The sequence below is a fragment of the Nocardioidaceae bacterium genome (genome assembly GCA_018672315.1).
GTDB lineage: Bacteria > Actinomycetota > Actinomycetes > Propionibacteriales > Nocardioidaceae > TYQ2.
This window is the reverse complement of the sequence record CP076053.1, coordinates 3,476,489-3,494,715: the sequence shown is the minus strand read 5'-3', so window position 1 is coordinate 3,494,715 and position 18,227 is coordinate 3,476,489. Positions and strand designations below refer to the sequence as shown.

Below are 18,227 nucleotides of genomic sequence, written 5' to 3'. Positions count from 1 at the left end.
GGTGGCGCGTGGGCGCGTACGCTCGAAGGCGCCATGGACGCCTCCGCAGACCGCCGCCCCCGCCGTACGTTCGCCGTCATCAGCCACCCCGATGCGGGCAAGTCGACCCTGACCGAGGCGCTCGCGCTGCACGCGCAGGTCATCAGCGAGGCCGGCGCCGTGCACGGCAAGGGCAACCGCAAGGCGACCGTCTCGGACTGGATGGAGATGGAGAAGGCCCGCGGCATCTCGATCACCTCGGCGGCCTTGCAGTTCGAGTACGACGGCCATGTCGTGAACCTCGTCGACACCCCCGGTCACGCCGACTTCTCCGAGGACACCTACCGCGTGCTCTCGGCCGTGGACTCCGCGGTGATGCTCGTCGACGCCGCCAAGGGGCTGGAGCCGCAGACGCTGAAGCTGTTCCAGGTGTGCGCGCACCACGGCATCCCCGTGATGACGGTCATCAACAAGTGGGACCGACCCGGGCTGGACCCGTTCGAGCTGATGGACTCGATCGAGCAGCAGATCGGTCTCAAGCCGACCCCGCTGACCTGGCCGGTCGGCATCGCCGGCGACTTCCACGGCGTGCTGGACCGGCGCACCGAGGAGTTCATCCGCTACACCCGCACCGCGGGCGGCGCGACCCGTGCACCGGAGGAGCGGCTCTCCGCCGAGCGTGCGCAGGCCGAGCACCCCGCCGACTGGTCCGAGGCGTACGAGGGGCACGAGCTGCTCGCGGTCGACGACGCCGACCACGACCAGGAGGGCTTCCTCGCCGGACGCACGACACCGGTGCTCTTCGCCTCGGCCCTGCTCAACTTCGGCGTCGCGCAGATCCTCGAGCGGCTGGTCGAGCTGGCTCCGCCGCCGCGGGCGACCGAGACCGTCGAGGGCGACCGGCGGTCGACCGATGCCGACTTCAGCGCCTTCGTCTTCAAGGTGCAGTCGGGCATGGACGCCGCGCACCGCGACCGGCTCGCCTACGCCCGGGTGTGCTCCGGTGTCTTCGAGCGCGGCATGGTCGCCACCCACGCCGCCACCGGGCGTCCGTTCGCGACCAAGTACGCCCAGGCCGTGTTCGGCCGTGAGAGGGCGTCGGTGGAGCGGGCGCTGCCCGGCGACATCGTCGGCCTGGTGAATGCGAACGCACTGCGGGTCGGCGACACGATCTACACCGGGGACCCGGTGACGTACCCGCCGATCACGTCCTTCTCGCCCGAGCACTTCGCGTCGTGCTCGGCGAAGGACTCGGGCCGCTTCAAGCAGTTCCGCAAGGGCATCGAGAGCCTCGACCAGGAGGGGGTCATCCAGGTGCTGCGCTCGGAGCTGCGCGGTGAGCACGCCCCCGTCCTGGCGGCCGTGGGTCCGATGCAGTTCGAGGTGGTGGCCGCCCGCATGGAGTCGGAGTTCCGCTCGCCGGTGCGGCTGGACGTGCTGCACTACCAGCTCGCCCGCGTGGTGCACCCCGAGCAGGCCGACGAGGTGCACGGCCTGCGCGACGTGGAGGTGATGGAGCGCTCCGACGGCACGCTGCTGGCGCTGTTCCCCGACAAGTGGCGGATGCAGGCGGTCGAGCGGATGCACCCGCACCTCGAGCTCGGCACGCTGGTCGCCGGACGCGGCTGAGGTGAGGCGCGTACGCGAGGTCGTCGTCGCCGCGGCTTGTGCCGTCGCGGTGACGGCGACGGTGGGCGCCTGCTCCTCGGACGTGGCGAGGGTCGTCGGGGAGTCCTCGGTGGGCGGGCTCGGACCGACCGCGGGGCCGGGCACGGGCGACCTGCTGGTCACGGGGCGTGTGCTGGACGACGGCGAACCACTCGAGGGGGCCACGGTGAGCGTGCTCGTCTACCCCGCGCGCCCGGACCCCGCCGCGACCGGACCGACGGTCTCGGTGGAGGTGCCGCGCGTGACGACCACGGAGTCCGGTCGGTTCGCGGTGACCCTGCCGGCGGCGGAGGTGCCGGGCGAGTACCTCGCCCCCCTGCCGGACGGATCGCCGCGCCTGGAGTTCGCCGTCGTCGTGGACGACGGGTCGCGCGTCTCGAGCTATCCGGAGATCGCGGCGCTCGTCGCCGCCGGTGGCTCCTCGCCCGAGCGGGTCTGGCGCTCCCCGGGCGGGACGGGCGAGGGCAGCGTGCTCCGCCTCACCGTCGACCTCGGTGAGCAGACCGCCACCGTGACGGACTCGGACGGCTCGAGCGAGACGACCGGGGTGCCCAGCCGATGACCGGTCGCGACCGGGACCCCCACGGCCGTCCCGAGCAGGCGCGACCACGCGACGCCCTGGGGCGACCGCTGGCGTACGGCAGCACCGGGGTGGAGCCGGTGTCGCTGCACGAGCGCGGCGTCGAGGAGACGCTGCGCGATGCCCGCACCCTGGTCGAGGGTGGCCGGGCGTTCTCCGCCCACGAGGTGTTGGAGCTGCGCTGGAAGGCGGGGCCGGCGCAGGAGCGGGACCTGTGGCAGGGCCTCGCGCAGCTGTGCGTCGCGCTGGTGCACCACGGTCGCGGCAACCCGAGGAGCGCGCGGCGCCTGCTCGACCGTGCGGCCGGTCGGTTGGAGGCGTACGCGGTGGGCGGTGGACCCACCTACGGCGTCGACCTCGCGGCCGTGCAGGGCTGCGCACGCCGGACCGTCGACGACTGAGGTGAGCACGACAGGCGCGCGTGCCGCCCGAGACCGGCGGTAGCGGCTAGTCTCCGGCCCGTGACCTCACGAACCCGACGTCGAGCGGGCATCACGACCCTGTCCGTGGCCCTGGCCGGCGTGCTGCTCACCGGGTCGGCCTGCACGAGTGATCCCGGTCCCCGGCCGACGGCCTCGTCGACGGCCTCGTCGACGGCCTCGCCGATGGCCTCGCCGACGGCCTCGCCGACATCCGATGGCTCGGGCACCGCCACGGCCCTGACCGCCGACAGGGAGGTGCCGCTCGCCGAGGACGGCTCCGTCTCGCTCACCGTCCCGGCGCTGGACGTGACGGGCGGGTCGGAGCGCGACCGCAGCTGCTTCGTCGAGCGGGACAGTGATCTGGGCGTCATGGACTTCTACCTCGACGCCGCCGTCGACATCGAGTCGCTCCGGATGGAGCTCATCGACCCGCGAGGCGTACGCCTGGTCGGTCGGCCGGTGCTGGTCCCGGCGGTCAACCGCGGGGGCTCGATCCCGTACGGCGGCACCGTGGACTGGGACGATCGTGCCGAGGTGCTCGGTGAGCAGAAGTTCATCGAGTGGAGCGCCCGTCAGTCCACGCGGTTCGCCTCCATCAGTGGCGGTGACTCCTACCTCGTGCTCATGCGGCTGCGTCCGACCGCGGACCGCGTGTCCTTCGACGGACTGCGGGTCGACTACGAGGTGATGACCCCGGACGACACCGAGCGGGTCGGGCCCCAGTTCACGGCCGAGGTGCCCACCGACACGCGCTGGCGCATCGTCGAGCGGTTCGGAGCCTGCTGATCCCGGCCCACGGGCTCACCAGCCAGGTGCGTCCGGGCGCTCCCCGTCGAGCAGGCGGGTGAGCGTACGCAGCACGCCGTCCTCGGTGTGGGCGGGGGCGCCGAAGCGCGCGCGGGCGCGCACCTCGTCGTGTGCGTTGGCCACCGCGAAGGTCCAGGTGCCCTCGGCCATCATCTCGGCGTCGTTGGGCGCGTCGCCGAAGACGGCCACCTGGTCGTGGGTGAGGCCGAGGCGCGTCCGCAGGGCGGCGACGGCCTGACCCTTGTGGGTGCCGGCCGCCATCACGTCGACGTAGTGCGGACCCGACACGACCACGTCGGCCTCGTCGCCGGCGACGGCGGTCAGCGCCGGGACCACGGCGCGCTCGGGCCCGGCGGCCGCGTACACGGCGACCTTGACCAGCAGCAGCTGCGCGGCGTCGGGGGCGGCCAGGAGCTCGGCGAGGGACGGCACGTCGGTCACCTCGGCGTAGTGCGGGTCCACGTGCACCCGGAAGTCCTCGTCGGTGCGGTCGACGTACGCGGTGTCCGATGCGCACACGATGACGCCGAGGTCCTCGGTCGCGGCCAGCTCGTCCATGGCCGCGACGATGCGCCGCACCGTCTCCAGCGGCAGCGGGGAAGCGGAGACCTCGGCCCCGCCCGCGGTCACGTACGCGCCGTTCTCCGCGATGAGGACGGCCTCGCCGGGCAGGTCGGGGAACATCTCGACGAGCGTCGCGTGCTGGCGTCCCGAGGCCGGGCAGAACACGACCCCGGCCTCGTGCAACCGCTCGAGCATCGCCGGCAGCTCCGGTGGGAGCTGCTTGTCGGCATCGAGGAGCGTGCCGTCCATGTCGCACACGACCAGGCGCAGGTCGATCGGGTCGGGGGAGATCACCGGGCAAGCCTGTCAGTCCCCGCGTCGGTCACGATGGGCGCATGGGTGGGAGCGCAGGAGCCGTCGACCGGTCGGTCGTGCCGGCCGAGACGGTGACCAGCTGGCTGGTGACCCTCGGCGGCAGGCCGCAGTCGCACGTGGATCTGGCGGACCCGACCCGGATCGCGTTCGACTACGTCCGCCGCGCCGCGGACGTGCTCGATGCGCTGGCACCGCCGGGGGAGCGGCTGGCGACCCTGCACGTGGGCGGCGCGGGGATGACGCTCGCGCGGTATCTCGCGGCCACCCGGCCCACCTCGCGCCAGGTGGTGCTGGAACCCGACGCGGAGCTCACCGCGCTGGTGCGCGCGCAGCTGCCCCTGCCGCGACGCAGCGGCATCAAGGTGCGCGAGGTCGACGGAGCCACAGGCCTCGCGGCGATCCGCGACGACTCGTTCGCGGCGTGCGTCGTCGACGCCTTCGACGGCGAGGGACGGACGCCGGCCGAGCTGCTGGGACCCGAGGCGGCGGTGGCGTACGCGAGGGTGCTCGGACCAGCGGGCACCCTGGTGGCGAACGTGCGCGACCGGCAGCCGCACCCGCTCGTCCGGGGGTTGGTCACGTCGTTGCGGGGCAGCTTCGCCGAGGTCCGGGTCGGCGCGGAGCCGGCGACCTGGAAGGGCCGGCGCGACGGCAACCTCCTGGTCGTGGCCGGCCCGGACGCCCGGGCGGCGCAGGCGCTGGAGGAGGCGGGAAGCCGACGGGCGGCGCCGTACCGGGTGGTCGCGGGGGACCGTCTCTGAGGTCGCCCGGCTAGCGTCGACGGCGGTGACGACCTCCGACCCGCGCCCCGATCGCTCCTCCCGAGCGCCGGACCGGCGTACGCGCCTGGAGCTGGCGCTCCTGCGGGACGGGCCCACGTGCGCCTGGTGCGGACGACCCTTCACCCAGAACCGACGACCCACCACCGAGCACCTGGTGCCGCGGGCCAAGGGCGGCCCGTCGTGGACCGAGAACGAGCTCGCCGCGTGCGCGCGGTGCAACCGGCTGCGTGGTCACACCTCCATCGCGGAGTGGTACGAGGAGTGCGTACGCCTCGGCTGGGACCCCGACCTCCCGCGCCTCCTGTCCTCGCTCGAACGCCTGACCGACGCGATCGGCGAGCGCGGGGGACAGCGACGGGCCCGCCCCTACCTCGCCCGCGAGCTGCGACGTCTGCGTCGCCTCGGCTGACCCGCCCACGCGCCCGGCAGGATGACCAGCGTGGACCTCCTCCTCGTCGGCGCCGGCCACGCGCACCTGCACCTGATCGACCAGGCACCACGGCTGCGGGCCGCGGGCTGGCGCCTGCGGCTGCTGTCACCGGCGACGTTCCACTACTCCGGCGTCGCCTCCGCGGTCGCGGCCGGTGCGCTGCCGCCGGACGCGGGGCGGGTCGACGTACGAGGTCTCGCCGCCCGGCGCGGTGTCCCGCACACGCTGGGACGGCTGACCGGGCTCGACGTGGGGTCGCGGGAGGCCCTCACCGACGCCGGTGACCTGCTGCGCTACGACGTCATCAGCCTCAACGTCGGCTCGGAGAGCGCCTCGCCGGGCGTCGCACCCGGGCACGACGACGCAGGCCTGCTGCGCGTGAAACCGCTCGCCGATCTCGACGCGTTGCAGGGGAGGATCCGCCGCGCCGCGCAGGGCCCCGGCGGCGCCACCGTCACCGTGGTCGGCGCCGGCTCCTCCGGGGTCGAGCTGGCCGCGCACCTGGCGACACGCACCGACGTGGCGCGCGTCCAGCTGCTCGAGGCCGGCGAGCAGGTCGTCCCGGGCCTGCCCGGTGGCGCCCGCCGCCACCTGCGGCGGCTGCTCGACCACCGCGGGGTCGACGTACGCACCGGCGCCTCCGTGGTCGAGCTGACCGGCAGCGTGGCCGTGACCGCGGACGGCACGACGCTGCGCCACGACGTGGTGCTGCTCGCCGCCGGACTCCGGGCGCCCGCCGTGGTCGCCGACGCCGGCTTGGGGGACACCGACGGCGTCCCGGTGCGCGCGACGTTGCAGCACCGCGACCTCGACGAGGTGTACGCCGTCGGCGACTGCGCACACTTCCTGCCGCGCCCGCTGCCCCGGGTGGGCGTCCACGGGGTGCGCCAGGGGCCGGTGCTGCTCAGCTCGCTGCTGGCGCGCGCGGCGGGTGAGCCGCTGCCCACCTACACGCCGCAGCGCCGATGGCTCGCCGTGCTGGACCTCGGCGGCGGCCGCGGGCTGGCGACCCGGGGCGGCTGGTGGTGGTCGGGCCGGTCGGCGTGGTGGCTGAAGCGGTGGATCGACCGGCGGTGGATCGCGACCTACCAGGGGTGAGGCGGCGGAGGTCAGCGTGGCCGGAACGGGAGCCCGATCGCCCGCCGCAGGGCGGCGTCGAAGACCGGCCGCGGGGCGAGGCGGTGGGCTGCCGCGGCGACGTGGGCCAGCCTCCCGGCGGGGAACCGTACGGTCCAGACGGCGCCGGTCGCGGCCTTCCACACCACCGCGGCGACCACCTCGGGGCTGTCGCCGGAGCGCAGGGCGCGCGTCAGGAACGCCTCGAGCGCCTCGACCCGGCGGTCGTACGCCCCGGTCGCCTCGGCCGGACGCAGCACCGCGTCGTCGAAGCCGGTGTCGGTGTAGCCGGGCTCCACGAGGAGCACCCGGACACCGTGCTCGCGCGTCTCGTGGTCGACCGAGACCGACCAGCCCTCCAGGGCGTGCTTGCTGGCGGCGTACGCGGCCATGTAGGGCGCGGGCACCAGTCCGACGGCCGAGGAGACGTTGACCACCCGGCCCGTGCCGCGGTCACGCATGCCGGGCAGCAGCGCCCGGGTGAGGCGGGCGACGCCGGTGAGGTTCACCTGCAGGACGCGCTCGAGGATCTCGACCTCGGTGTCCTCGGCCGCTCCGACGGCGCCGATGCCCGCGTTGTTGACGAGCACGTCGACGCGTCCGTGCGCGCCGAGCACCTCGTGCACGAACGACCGCACCGAGGCGGCGTCGGCGACGTCCAGGTCGCGCATGGCCACTCCCTCCGGCGCCGGCGCGGACGCGGCGTCGCGGCTCGTGCCCACCACGGTCCACCCCTCCCGGGCGAAGCGTCGACAGATCGCGGCGCCGATGCCGCCCGAAGCTCCGGTGACCACGACGACGCCCGGGGTGCTGCTGCTCACGGTGACTCCTGATGACGTGGGTGCGGCGCGGATAGTGTGCCGGGCACCAGCCTCCCCCGACAGGAGCCCTCCATGGCCCAGCTCGCCGACCCGCTCCGCCTGCCCGGTGGACTCACGCTGCCGAACCGGATCGCGAAGGCCGCGATGACCGAGAACCTGGCCGATGCCGACAACCAGCCCACCGAGGCCCTGCAGCGCCTGTACGCCCGGTGGGCCCGAGGCGGGGCCGGGCTGCTGGTCACCGGCAACCTGATGGTCGACCGGCGGTTCCTCGAGCGCAGCCGCAACGTGGTCGCCGACGACCACCTCGATGTCTCGCGTCTCGCAGCGGTGCGCGAGGCCGCGGCGGGCGTCCCGGTGCTGGCGCAGGTGAACCACCCGGGGCGCCAGACCAACCGCTTCGTCGCGTGGCAGCCCGTGGCCCCGAGCGCGGTCGACGCGGTGCCGATGATGGGACTGTTCGGCAAGCCGCGCGCCCTGGGTGCCGAGGAGGTCGAGCGGGTGGTCGCCGGCTTCGCCCGGGCCGCGCGCCTCAGCGTCGAGGCGGGCCTGGACGGCGTGCAGGTGCACGCCGCCCACGGGTACCTCCTCGCCCAGTTCCTCTCACCCCGCGTCAACCGGCGCTCGGACCGCTGGGGCGGCGGGGTCGCGGACCGGGCCCGTGCGCTCCTCGCGTGCGTGCGGGCCTCCCGCGAGGCGGTGGGGGACGGCACGGTGGCGGTGAAGCTGAACTCCTCGGACTTCCGGCACGGTGGCTTCACCGAGGACGACGCCGAGCAGGTCGTCGGGCTCCTGGTCGAGGAGGGCGTCGACCTGCTGGAGGTCTCCGGCGGAACCTACGAGGACCCGGCACTCTTCGGCCTGGAGAGCGGCGACCAGCGCAGCGACCGGGCCCGCGGTGAGAAGGAGGCGTACTTCGCCTCCTTCGCGCGTCGGGCCCGGGGCGCGGCCCCGGACACGCCCATCATGCTGACCGGCGGCATCCGTACGCGCAGCGTCATGGAGGAGCTGCTCGCCTCGGGTCACGTCGACGTGATCGGCCTCGGTCGTCCGCTGGCCATCGACCCCGACCTGCCGACGAAGCTGCTCGAGGGGCACGAGGGTGGCGAGCTGCCCTCCTACGACCTCCCGACCGTGGCAGGGATGGCGGGCGAGTCGGAGTGGTACGAGGCGCAGATCGGTCGCATGGGGCAGGGACGCGAACCCGACCCCGACCTCTCGGCGGTCAGGGCGGCCTCGGGGTTCGTGCTCGGTGAGATGGTGCGCGGCCTGGGCGGCCGTCGCCGTCGCGCCAAGCTGGTCGAGCGGAGCGAGGCGTCGTGACCGGGCACCGCGTCCTCTCCGTGGAACGGCCTGTCGGGACGCTGCCGCTGCACCTGTGGGGACCCGACGACGGCATCCCGGTGCTGCTCCTGCACGGCTTCCCCCAGACCTCGCGGTCCTGGCACGCCGTCGTGGACCGGCTGCTCGCTGCGCGGGACGACCTGCTCCTGGCCGCGCCCGACCAGCGCGGCTACGCACCGGACGCTCGACCCGACGACGTCGCGGCGTACGCCATCGGCGAGCTCACCGACGACGTGCTGGCCATGGCCGACGCACTCGGGGCCGGGACCTTCCACCTCGTCGGGCACGACTGGGGCGCCTCGCTCGGCTGGCACCTCGCCGCTCATCACGCCGAGCGGGTCCGCAGTCTCACCGCGCTGTCGATCCCGCACCTGGCAGCGTACGGCTGGGCGATCCGCCACGACCCGGAGCAGCAGCGGCTCGGCTCCTACCTGCGGGTGTTCCGCACCCCGGGCCACGGCGAGACCGCGCTGCTCCAGCACGACGCCCGCCGCCTGCGGGAGATCTACGACGGTCGGGTGTCGGCCGAGGACGTCGAGGCGTACGTCGAGCTGATGCGCGACGGTGCGCTCACACCTGCGCTCGGCTGGTACCGCGCGATGGGCGGCGAGCTCGCCCGCACTCCCGCGGTCGACGTCGCGACGACCTATGTCTGGGGCAGCCAGGACCAGGCCGTCTCCCGAGCGGCCAGCGACCGCTGCGGGGAGTTCGTACGCGGGGCGTTCCGCCACGTCGAGCTCGGCGGGGCCTCGCACTGGACGCCCGACGAGCGTCCGGACGACGTCGCCCGGGCCGTGCTCGAGACGATCGCCCGGGGGTGTCCGGGCTGACCGGGATGGGCACCGGAGCCCCGTGGTCGACGAACGCAATGTGCTCGGGGAGCGTCTGGCCGCCTGCCCGCTCGAGCCGCTCGCAGGGTCGGCCGACGCACGGTCCTGCGGGCACCCGGGTCCGGGGAACGGCGCTGCTCGGCCGATGGTCTGCGCGGTGATGACGCAGGAGTTCCTCCGGCACCAGCGCTCCGTCGGCAACGAGCTGTCCACCCCGCAGACCCCGTCGCGCTTCCCGGGGCTGGCCCCCGGGGACAGCTGGTGCGTGCCCGCCACCAGGTGGCGTCAGGCGTACGAGGCGGGGGTGGCCCCGCCGGTCCTGCTCGGTGCGACGCCGCGGCTGGCTCTGGAGCAGGTCGGTCTCGAGGCCCTCCTCGCGTACGCCGTGGACGTGCCTCCGGACCCCGGGACGCTCCTCGGCTGAGCCGGGTGGAGGCCGGCCGCGACGAACCTGTGCGCAGCGCTGCAACCGTGTGCGCCGTCAACTAGGGTGCGCCCATGGCTGCCGAGGACCAGATGACTCTGGAGGACCAGCTCTGCTTCGCGTTGTACGACGCGTCGCGGGCCGTGATGGGGCAGTACCGAGCCGGGCTGGCGGAGCTCGGGCTCACCTACACCCAGTACGTCGTGCTGCTCGTGCTGTGGGCGGACTCCGAGGCCACGGTCAGCAGCCTGGGGGACCGTCTCAACCTCGACTCGGGCACCCTGTCGCCGCTGCTGAAGCGCCTCGAGGCCCAGGGACTCGTCCGACGGGTTCGCTCAAGCACCGATGAGCGGGTGGTGCACGTGCACCTCACCCAGGCCGGCGCCGCCCTCGAGCACGACGTGAACCTGGTGCGGTGCGAGGTGGAGGCAGCGGTCGACATCGAGCCGGGGGAGATGGCACGGCTGCGAGAACAGCTGCACGACCTCAGCGCCCGGCTGCGCAGCGCGCAGGGCTGACCCCCGGCGGATGTGCCAGGCTCGAGCCATGCACGACGTCGCCGACCTCGATCCCGTCGCCGTGTGGGGGGAGACGCAGGAACGCGTGTGCGTGCTGGCGCTCGGACTCGACGCCGACGCCGCGGCGCGTACGGTGCCGGCCACCCCGGACTGGACCGTCCGGGACCTCCTGGCGCACATGGTCGGTGTGGGCGCCGACGTCCTCGCGGACGAGGAGGACCCCGACCACGCCCCGTGGTGGACGCAGAAGCACGTGACCGAGCGTGCAGGCCGTGACATCGGGCAGCTCGTCGGGGAGTGGCGCGACCTCGCCCCAGGGCTCATGGGCCACATGCGTGAGCACGGGGCGCGGCCCCTCGCCGACGTCACCATCCACGAGCACGACCTGCGCGGGGCCGTCGGCCGCCCCGGCGCCCAGCACGACCCAGGCCTCGCCTGGGTCACCGAGAGGATGCTCGAGCGCGTCCGGCCCGCCCTCGCGGCGGGTCCGTCGCTGGCACTCGTCTCCCCGACCGCCACATGGACCTCCCACGACGGCCCGGTGGAGAGCGCCGACGTCGAGCTGCACGCCGAGGACTTCGACATCGCCCGGGCCCTGACGACCCGTCGGACGGAGAGGCAGCTGCGCCGCTGGACGGTGCGGGGCGATCTCGACGACGTGCTCGCGGCCTTCACCCTGCTGGGTCCGCTGCCTGCGCGGGAGCTGCCGTGCTGACCACGCTCTTCCTCGGGCAGGAGCTGTTCCGGTTCGGACAGACGGTCATCACCACCGGCAGTGTCGCGGCCGCCCTGGTGGCGCTGCTCGTGACCGGCGTGCTGATCCTGGCGATGCGGCGCTCGATCCGGCGCTACCGACGCGGCCGCGGCCAGCAGTACCGCTCGACCCTCTACACGGTGCAGCGCATCGGCACCTACACGCTGCTCGCACTGGGCTTCTTCGTCGCGATCAGCCTGCTCGGCGTGCCGATCTCGCGGCTCGCGGTCGTCGCCGGCGCGCTGGGCATCGGCCTCGGCTTCGGTCTGCAGACGATCTTCTCGAACTTCATCTCCGGGCTCATCCTGCTCTTCGACAAGTCGCTGAAGGTGGGCGACTTCGTCGAGCTCGAGTCCGGGGTGACCGGCGAGGTCCGCGACATCAAGATCAGGTCGACCACCATCGTCACCAACGACAACATCGACATCCTGGTGCCGAACTCGGAGTTCGTGGAGGGACGTGTCGTCAACTGGACCTACCGCGAGGTGTCGCGTCGCATGCGCATCCCCTTCGGGGTGGCGTACGGCACCGACAAGGAGGTCGTGAAGGAGGCGGCGCTGAAGGCCGCAGGTGAGGTGCCCTTCACGCTGGCCCTGGAGGGGGCCCGCCGACCGCAGGTGTGGCTGAGCGAGTTCGGGGACTCCTCGCTGAACTTCGAGCTCGTCGTGTGGCTCAACGCCGAGGCGACCAAGCGACCGGCGGCGGTGAAGGCGGCCTACAACTGGGCACTGCACACCGCGCTGGCCGAGCGGGAGCTCGAGATCCCCTTCCCGCAGCGAGACCTGAACGTGCGCTCGTTCTTCGGGCTCGCGGAGGACGACGCGCTCGAGGCGCTGAACCTGGAGCGACCCGAGGAGACCGGGACGGGCACGACGGGACCTCCTGCGTCCGCCGCGTCCGAGGATCCGCCGGCCAACGACGCGATCGAGGACGTGAGGTCGGAGGCGGGGGACCTGCCGGCGTTCGAGAGCGAGTAGCCACCCCGGGTCGGGGGACGCTGCGCCCATGAGCGACATCGAGAACGGCGCCGCCGTCGGTGACGAACAAGGCGATCCCTGGGCCGTCCCCACCCACCAGCTGCTCGACGACCGCAGCATCCCCGCGATCGGGCTGGGCACCTACCCGATGCGCGGCGAGGAGTGCGTCGAGGCCGTGATGTCGGCGTTGAGCCTGGGCTACCGCCTGGTCGACACCGCGGTGAACTACGAGAACGAGGACGCGGTCGGACAGGCAGTACGCCGGTCGGGGGTCGCCCGGGAGGACGTGTTCCTCACCAGCAAGCTGCCCGGCCGGCACCACGCGTACGACGACGCCGTCGCCTCCGTGGAGGCGTCGCTGGAGCGGTTGGGCACCGACTACCTCGATCTGCACCTCATCCACTGGCCGAACCCGAGCGTGGGACGTTACCGCGAGGCCTGGCAGGCCCTGGTGGACTGTCGGGACCGCGGGCTCATCCGTTCCGTCGGCGTCTCGAACTTCACCGCCGAGCACCTCGACGCGATCATCGAGGACTCCGGGGTGGTCCCGGTGGTCAACCAGATCGAGCTGCACCCGCTCTTCCCCCAGGGGCCGCAGCGCGCCGACCACGAGGAGCGCGGCATCCGCACCGAGGCCTGGAGCCCGTTGGGCAAGCGGGACGCGCCGTTCGAGGAGGAGGCGGTCGCCCAGGCCGCCATGCGGCTCGGCGTCACCCCGGCGCAGGTCATCCTGCGCTGGCACGTGCAGCTCGGCACCGTGCCGGTGCCGAAGTCCGGCGACCCCGTGCGGCAGCGACAGAACCTCGACGTCTTCGACATCGAGCTCACCGAGCACGAGATGGCGGGCATCTGCCGGCTCGGCCGGGACGACGGGCGTCTCTTCGGGGGCGACCCCGACACGCACGAGGAGATGTAGAGCCGAGCCGAGCCGAGCCGGGCCGAGCGGGTCCGGCCGGGGCGGACCCCCACAGCTCAGCCGGGGGCCTCGTCGTGACGCCAGGCGCGGACGGCCACCACCAGCGCGAGCGCGAGCGTCGCGACGCCCACCCCCAGGGCCAGCCGCAGCGCCGTGTCGGGCGCGGTGCCGGAGACCGTCGTGGTGTAGACGGTGAGCAGCAGCGCGGTGCCGATCGCGCCGCCGACCCGGTTGCCCGTGAGCAGCGCGCCGCTGGCCGCGCCGCCCATCTCCGTGGGCACGTTGTCGAGCGTCAGGGTGGTGTTGGGGGAGATGAGGCAGCCGCCGCCGACCCCGGCGACGAAGAGCGGGACCCCCACCTGGACCCACCCCCAGCCCTCGAGCCGATCCGGTGCCAGCAGTCCGACACCGCTGAGGCCGACGATGATGATCACGAGGGCGACGATCGTCAGCGGGCGGCCCAGGCGCGACGTGGCCCGGCCGGCGAGGGGCGCCGCGATGGCGGCGCCGGTCGCGAAGGCGGCCAGCGCGGCGCCGGCACGCAGGGCCGTGGCGCCCAACCCCTCCTGCAGCCAGACGGAGAGCACCAGGATCACACCGGTGAAACCGGTGAAGTACAGCGCGGCGACGGTCATGCCGTCGCCGTAGCCGGGCGTACGCCGCAGCAGGTCGATGTCCAGCAGGGGCATGCCGCCGACCGCCTTGACCCGACGCTCCCAGTGCACGAAGGCCCACACCCCCACCGGTACGCCCAGCAGCAGGAGGAGGGGGAGCACGAGACCGGCCTCGACGCTGATGACGGGGAACATCAGGCACAGCACGGTGACACCGAGGATCAAGGAGCCCACCGGGTCCAACGACGTGTCGCCTGGGGGTTCGACGCGGCGCGGCACGACCCGCCAGATGGCGGCGAACCCGAGGACTCCGATCGGCACGTTGACCAGGAACACCCAGCGCCACCCGTCGGCCTCGCCGAGGGCGAAGATGAGCAGACCACCGAGCAGGGGCCCTGTGGCGGCTGCCAGCTCGGCGGTGAACCCGAAGAGCCCGAAGGCCTTGCCCCGCTCGGCGCCGGAGAACAGCGACTGGATCAGCCCTGCGTTCTGCGGTGCCAGCATCCCGGACCCGACGCCCTGCACCAGGCGCGCCGCGATGAGCATGCCCGTGGAGGTCGCGAGCCCGGCTGCCGCCGAGGCACCGACGAAGACGACGAGACCGATCAGGAGCAGGCGGCGTCTGCCGTACGCGTCCCCCAGACGACCACCCATGACCAGCGTGAGCCCGAAGGTCAGCGCGTAGCCGCTGACGACCCACTGGATGGTCGCGGGGCTCGCGTCGAGCGACTGCCGGATCGAGGGGATCGCGATGTTCACGATGGTGACGTCGAGCAGCGCCATGAAGATGACGAACAGGGTGACGGCGAGGATCCGCCATCGCCTCGGATCCGGGTCTTCGGCGGTGGCAGCCGTGCCCTGGGCGTGCTCGGGTCGTTCCTTCACCCGCTCCGACTACCCGTGCGGAGACCCCGTCACGTGGTGACGGGCGTCATCATCTGGCGTACGCCGGGAGCCGCGGCTCCCGACGCACCCGCGGGGCGAGCGCAACGGCCGAGGCGATCTGCTCGGTGACGCGGAGGACGTTCACCGGCAGCTGGACGCGGCGGACCCCCGGCATGACGTCGCGCAGGCACAACCGCGGGTCCCGCGACACCACGCGGTCCGGGTCGGCGGGCCCGCGGAAGCGCAGGGCGTCGGCGACCACCGCGTACCCCACGGGGTCGGTGGTGCCCATCGAGAGGTGCTCGGCCACGTGCACGGGACAGAGCTGCTGGACGGCGATGTTCGTGACGCGGTCGGCCGGGCCCCGCAGCTCCGAGGACGCCACGGGCGGCAGGTTCGGCGTCACCACCTCGTCGGTGATCGTGTAGACGACCGTGTAGTCGATGCCCGGGAATGTCTCGCGGCCCGCGTTGAGGGTCGTGATGAAGTCGCTGAAGCTGGCCTGCTGCCAGAACGCGGCGGGGCAGCCGACCAGCGGCTGGCAGATCAGCTGGGAGTCCAGGGTGCCGTGGTTGGACGGGTCGATGCCGACGACGTCGTCGACACGGTCGCGGGTGTCCGGCCAGTACGTCAGCGACCACCGGGGGAGCATGCCGCCCTGGCTGTAGCCGACGACGTCGACGAGGCGGTCGCTGCGCCGGTTCATGCGACGGATCGCGTAGGTGACGTACTCGGCGTTGTCGGCGACGTCGAGCATGCCGCTGCCGGGCAGGTCGACCGTGCACGTCACCCGTCCGAGGCGGCGGGGGAGTGCCCGCTCGTAGTTCCAGTCGAAGTTCACGTCCGCGGTGAACGCGGTGCCGTGGACCAGGAGCACCGGCTGGCGGTCGGCGCCGCGGAGGCGGCCACGGCAGCTGAAGGCCTCACGCAGCGTCGAGACGGGCACAGAGTAAGCGGGTCCGCGTGCCGTCCTGGCGGCCTGGGTGGTCGCGGTGGTCGCGGTGGCGGGAGAGGTGGTGGCGGGAGAGGCGGTGGCGGGGGAGGCGGACCAGAGCACCGTCAGCAGCGAGGCGGCGAGAGCCAGCACCGCGACGAGGACGCCGGGGACCCGAGCGGAGGAGACCATGTCGGACATCGTCCCACCGGGTGAGGCCTGTCACACGCCCCACCGGGCGGCGCGGTCCCGACACGCGCCGACGTGGCGCGAGCCGGTCCCGCTCCTAGAGTGGTGCGCATGCTCAGCACCCGGCGCGAGGACCGCGTCTCGATCCTGACCCTGCAGCGCGAGCACCGTCGCAACGCGTTGGACCTGGACCTGTGCACGGCCATCCACGAGACCGTGGACCGCGAGGTCGACGCCGGTGCCCGGGTGCTGGTGGTGACGGGGGAGGGCAGCTCGTTCTGCTCGGGCGCCGACCTCGGCGGTGTGTACGGCGACGCGTTCCTCGAGGCCCTGTACGGCATGCTCCACCGGCTCACGGCACTGCCGGTCCCGCTGATCGCGGCAGTGAACGGGCCCGCCATCGGAGCCGGCACCCAGCTGGCGATGGCCTGCGACCTGCGCGTGGCTGCTGCGACGGCGCGGTTCGCCGTGCCGACGGCCCGCAACGGCATGGCGGTCGACGCCTGGACCATCCGTACGCTCGCTGCCCTGGCCGGTCACGGTCCCGCCCGTCGGCTGATGCTCGCTGCTGAGCAGCTGGACGTCGAGGAAGCCACCGCCACCGGCCTGGTCGACCGGCGTGGCGACCTCGGCGACGCCGTCGCCTGGGCTCACGAGATCGCCGCGCTCGCCCCCCTGACGCTGGCCCACAACAAGCTGGTCCTGAACGCCGACCGCCGTGAGGACCGCAGCCCCTCCGAGCTCGACGACGAGATCGGACGGTCGTTCTCGCGCTGCTGGTCCAGCGCCGATGTCGCCGAGGCCGCCGCGGCGCGGTCCGAGAAGCGCGTCCCCGCGTTCGAGGGCCACTGAGGTGCGGCGTACGAGGATCGCGCTCGCGGTCGGTTCCCTGGCCCTGGCCACGGCCTGCGCGGGGACTCCCGCCGAGAGCCCCGGGGGCACGGCCACCCCGACGGGGGGCGACCCGACGGCGGCGACCGAGTCCGCCGGAGCTCCCGACGAGTCCGACGGCTCCGACGGCTCCGACGGTGAGGACGCGGCTGCCCCGGCGGACCCGGACGCGCCCACGGGGTGGGGCCCCACCGAGAGCGAGCTGGCGCAGGCCCGCGCCGAGGTCGCCGACTGGGAGCTCGACCGGCTCGCGGGCCAGGTGATCGTCGGTCGCTACTACGGCACCGACCCGAGCATCCCGGCCGAGATGGTCGAGCGGCTGCACCTCGCCGGGGTCTCGGTGACCGCCGAGAACGCCGTCGACGAGGCGCAGGTGCGGGCGACGACCGCTGCGGTCAGTGAGGCCGTCGCCGCCGACGGCCGCGACTTCCCTGCCGTGATCGGGGTCGACGAGGAGGGTGGCGTCGTCTCGCACCTCCGCGGCATCGCCACCGGCTTCCCCGCCTTCGCCGAGGCGGGGGAACGCATCGAGGAGCAGTCGCGGACGGGACGGCGCGTCGTGCGCGAGGCGGCAGCGGCGCTCGCGCTGGAGCTGCGCGACCTCGGATTCACGTGGGTCTTCGCGCCCGTGGCCGATGTGACGATCGGCTCCGGCGACGTCACCATCGGGTCGCGCTCACCCTCCACGGACCCCGAGATCGCCGCGGAGGCGGTCAGCGCGGCCGTCGCCGGCTACGACGACGTCGGCGTCGTCGCGACGGTCAAGCACTTCCCCGGCCACGGCGGCGTGACCGCGGACTCCCACCTGACGCTGCCCGAGCTCGGTCTCTCGCGCGCGGCGCTGGAGGAGCGCGAGCTGGTTCCCTTCCGGGCCGCGGCCGCGGACGGCGCGACATCGGTGATGATGAGCCACATCGCCGTCGACGCGCTGGCGCCCGGTCGTCCGGCGAGCATCGCCTCGAGGGTCTACCGCTTCCTGCGGGAGGACGTCGGCTTCGAGGGCGTCGCGATCACCGACTCGATGGGCATGGGGGCGGTCAGCAGCAGGACACGACCTGTCATGCAGGCCTTACGCGCCGGTGCGGACCTGGTGCTGATGCCCATCGACAGCGACGTGGCGCACGCGACGATCGTCTCCGCGGTCGAGGACGGCACGCTGTCGCGCGAGCGGCTCGAGGACGCGGCGGCCAAGGTCGTGGCCTTGCAGCGCTGGCAGCAGCGGGTGGCCGAGCAGGTCCCGGTGCCGGAAGACCTGGCAGCCCGCGTGCAGGAGGCGGCGGCCGCGCTCGACGGCTGACGCCGTCGGCTGCTGAGGCTTGCCGGGATCAGCCGGGGTCAGCCCGGGTGAGCCGGTGACTCAGCGACCGCAACGCGTGCAGCGCTGGTGACGGTTGTCGAGGGCCTGGCCGCAGCCGCAGGTCGCCGTCGCGTCGACGACGGAGGTGGGGCCCGGCTGTGCCGGGATGG

Annotated in this window: 20 protein-coding genes; 16 read left to right on the top strand and 4 right to left on the bottom strand. The window is 73.6% G+C overall.

All coding sequences use genetic code 11. From position 1 onward, the window contains the following. The first annotated feature begins 33 nt into the window (after positions 1-33). The 4 genes from KLP28_16755 to KLP28_16740 are packed head-to-tail and all read left to right on the top strand — an operon-like array spanning position 34 to position 3,435. Positions 34-1,608 (top strand): peptide chain release factor 3, encoded by a 1,575-nt coding sequence (locus KLP28_16755; GenBank protein ID QWC85145.1) that lies wholly within the window; start codon positions 34-36, stop codon positions 1,606-1,608. A 1-nt stretch (position 1,609) separates the two neighbouring features. After that, positions 1,610-2,209: a DUF4198 domain-containing protein gene (locus KLP28_16750; GenBank protein QWC85144.1), complete on the top strand. Its 600-nt coding sequence runs from the start codon at positions 1,610-1,612 to the stop codon at positions 2,207-2,209. Next, a complete protein-coding gene (locus KLP28_16745; protein ID QWC85143.1) occupies positions 2,206-2,628 on the top strand; it encodes a DUF309 domain-containing protein in 423 nt (140 codons plus the stop codon). The genes KLP28_16750 and KLP28_16745 overlap by 4 nt, the downstream gene beginning before the upstream one ends. A gap of 60 nt (positions 2,629-2,688) precedes the next feature. Further along, positions 2,689-3,435 (top strand): hypothetical protein, encoded by a 747-nt coding sequence (locus KLP28_16740; protein QWC85142.1) that lies wholly within the window; start codon positions 2,689-2,691, stop codon positions 3,433-3,435. 15 nt (positions 3,436-3,450) lie between these two features. Here the strand turns inward: KLP28_16740 and KLP28_16735 are convergent, their stop codons facing one another. Beyond that, positions 3,451-4,314, bottom strand: coding sequence for a Cof-type HAD-IIB family hydrolase (locus KLP28_16735; protein ID QWC85141.1), 864 nt, complete (start codon positions 4,312-4,314; stop codon positions 3,451-3,453). 41 nt (positions 4,315-4,355) lie between these two features. Between KLP28_16735 and KLP28_16730 the strand changes: the two genes are divergently transcribed. The 3 genes from KLP28_16730 to KLP28_16720 are packed head-to-tail and all read left to right on the top strand — an operon-like array spanning position 4,356 to position 6,645. Beyond that, on the top strand, positions 4,356-5,096 hold the full coding sequence (locus KLP28_16730) for a fused MFS/spermidine synthase (protein QWC85140.1): 741 nt from the start codon (positions 4,356-4,358) through the stop codon (positions 5,094-5,096). A 25-nt stretch (positions 5,097-5,121) separates the two neighbouring features. Next, positions 5,122-5,526, top strand: coding sequence for an HNH endonuclease (locus KLP28_16725; protein QWC85139.1), 405 nt, complete (start codon positions 5,122-5,124; stop codon positions 5,524-5,526). A 30-nt stretch (positions 5,527-5,556) separates the two neighbouring features. Beyond that, entirely contained in the window at positions 5,557-6,645 is a 1,089-nt protein-coding gene (locus tag KLP28_16720) for an FAD-dependent oxidoreductase (GenBank protein ID QWC85138.1), read from the top strand. 11 nt (positions 6,646-6,656) lie between these two features. On the opposite strand, the gene KLP28_16715 is transcribed toward KLP28_16720, so the two are convergent. Then, entirely contained in the window at positions 6,657-7,484 is an 828-nt protein-coding gene (locus tag KLP28_16715; GenBank protein QWC85137.1) for an SDR family NAD(P)-dependent oxidoreductase, read from the bottom strand. A 72-nt stretch (positions 7,485-7,556) separates the two neighbouring features. Here KLP28_16715 and KLP28_16710 point away from each other — a divergent pair, with 72 nt between their 5' ends. The 7 genes from KLP28_16710 to KLP28_16680 all read left to right on the top strand — a co-directional run bounded on the left by KLP28_16710 (position 7,557) and on the right by KLP28_16680 (position 13,247). Next, entirely contained in the window at positions 7,557-8,807 is a 1,251-nt protein-coding gene (locus KLP28_16710) for an NADH:flavin oxidoreductase/NADH oxidase family protein (GenBank protein QWC85136.1), read from the top strand. 20 nt (positions 8,808-8,827) lie between these two features. Next, positions 8,828-9,658 carry an alpha/beta hydrolase gene (locus KLP28_16705; protein ID QWC85135.1) on the top strand — a complete coding sequence of 277 codons (831 nt, stop codon included), beginning with the start codon at positions 8,828-8,830 and terminating at the stop codon, positions 9,656-9,658. Positions 9,659-9,680: 22 nt separating this feature from the next. Further along, entirely contained in the window at positions 9,681-10,082 is a 402-nt protein-coding gene (locus tag KLP28_16700; protein ID QWC85134.1) for a DUF2237 domain-containing protein, read from the top strand. Between the two features lie 74 nt (positions 10,083-10,156). After that, entirely contained in the window at positions 10,157-10,600 is a 444-nt protein-coding gene (locus KLP28_16695) for a MarR family transcriptional regulator (GenBank protein QWC85133.1), read from the top strand. A 28-nt stretch (positions 10,601-10,628) separates the two neighbouring features. Beyond that, complete coding sequence (locus KLP28_16690) at positions 10,629-11,315, top strand: hypothetical protein (GenBank protein QWC85132.1); 687 nt, start codon at positions 10,629-10,631, stop codon at positions 11,313-11,315. Continuing rightward, on the top strand, positions 11,309-12,331 hold the full coding sequence (locus KLP28_16685) for a mechanosensitive ion channel (protein ID QWC85131.1): 1,023 nt from the start codon (positions 11,309-11,311) through the stop codon (positions 12,329-12,331). The genes KLP28_16690 and KLP28_16685 overlap by 7 nt, the downstream gene beginning before the upstream one ends. A 28-nt stretch (positions 12,332-12,359) precedes the next feature. Then, on the top strand, positions 12,360-13,247 hold the full coding sequence (locus KLP28_16680; protein ID QWC85130.1) for an aldo/keto reductase: 888 nt from the start codon (positions 12,360-12,362) through the stop codon (positions 13,245-13,247). Positions 13,248-13,303: 56 nt separating this feature from the next. Here the strand turns inward: KLP28_16680 and KLP28_16675 are convergent, their stop codons facing one another. Then, entirely contained in the window at positions 13,304-14,644 is a 1,341-nt protein-coding gene (locus tag KLP28_16675) for an MFS transporter (GenBank protein QWC87059.1), read from the bottom strand. 151 nt (positions 14,645-14,795) lie between these two features. Next, positions 14,796-15,872, bottom strand: a complete 1,077-nt coding sequence (locus KLP28_16670; GenBank protein QWC85129.1) for a lipase — start codon at positions 15,870-15,872, stop codon at positions 14,796-14,798. A 108-nt stretch (positions 15,873-15,980) separates the two neighbouring features. Here KLP28_16670 and KLP28_16665 point away from each other — a divergent pair, with 108 nt between their 5' ends. Continuing rightward, on the top strand, positions 15,981-16,721 hold the full coding sequence (locus KLP28_16665; protein ID QWC85128.1) for an enoyl-CoA hydratase: 741 nt from the start codon (positions 15,981-15,983) through the stop codon (positions 16,719-16,721). After that, entirely contained in the window at positions 16,660-18,057 is a 1,398-nt protein-coding gene (locus tag KLP28_16660) for a glycosyl hyrolase family 3 (GenBank protein QWC85127.1), read from the top strand. The genes KLP28_16665 and KLP28_16660 overlap by 62 nt, the downstream gene beginning before the upstream one ends. The last annotated feature ends 170 nt before the right edge of the window (positions 18,058-18,227 follow it).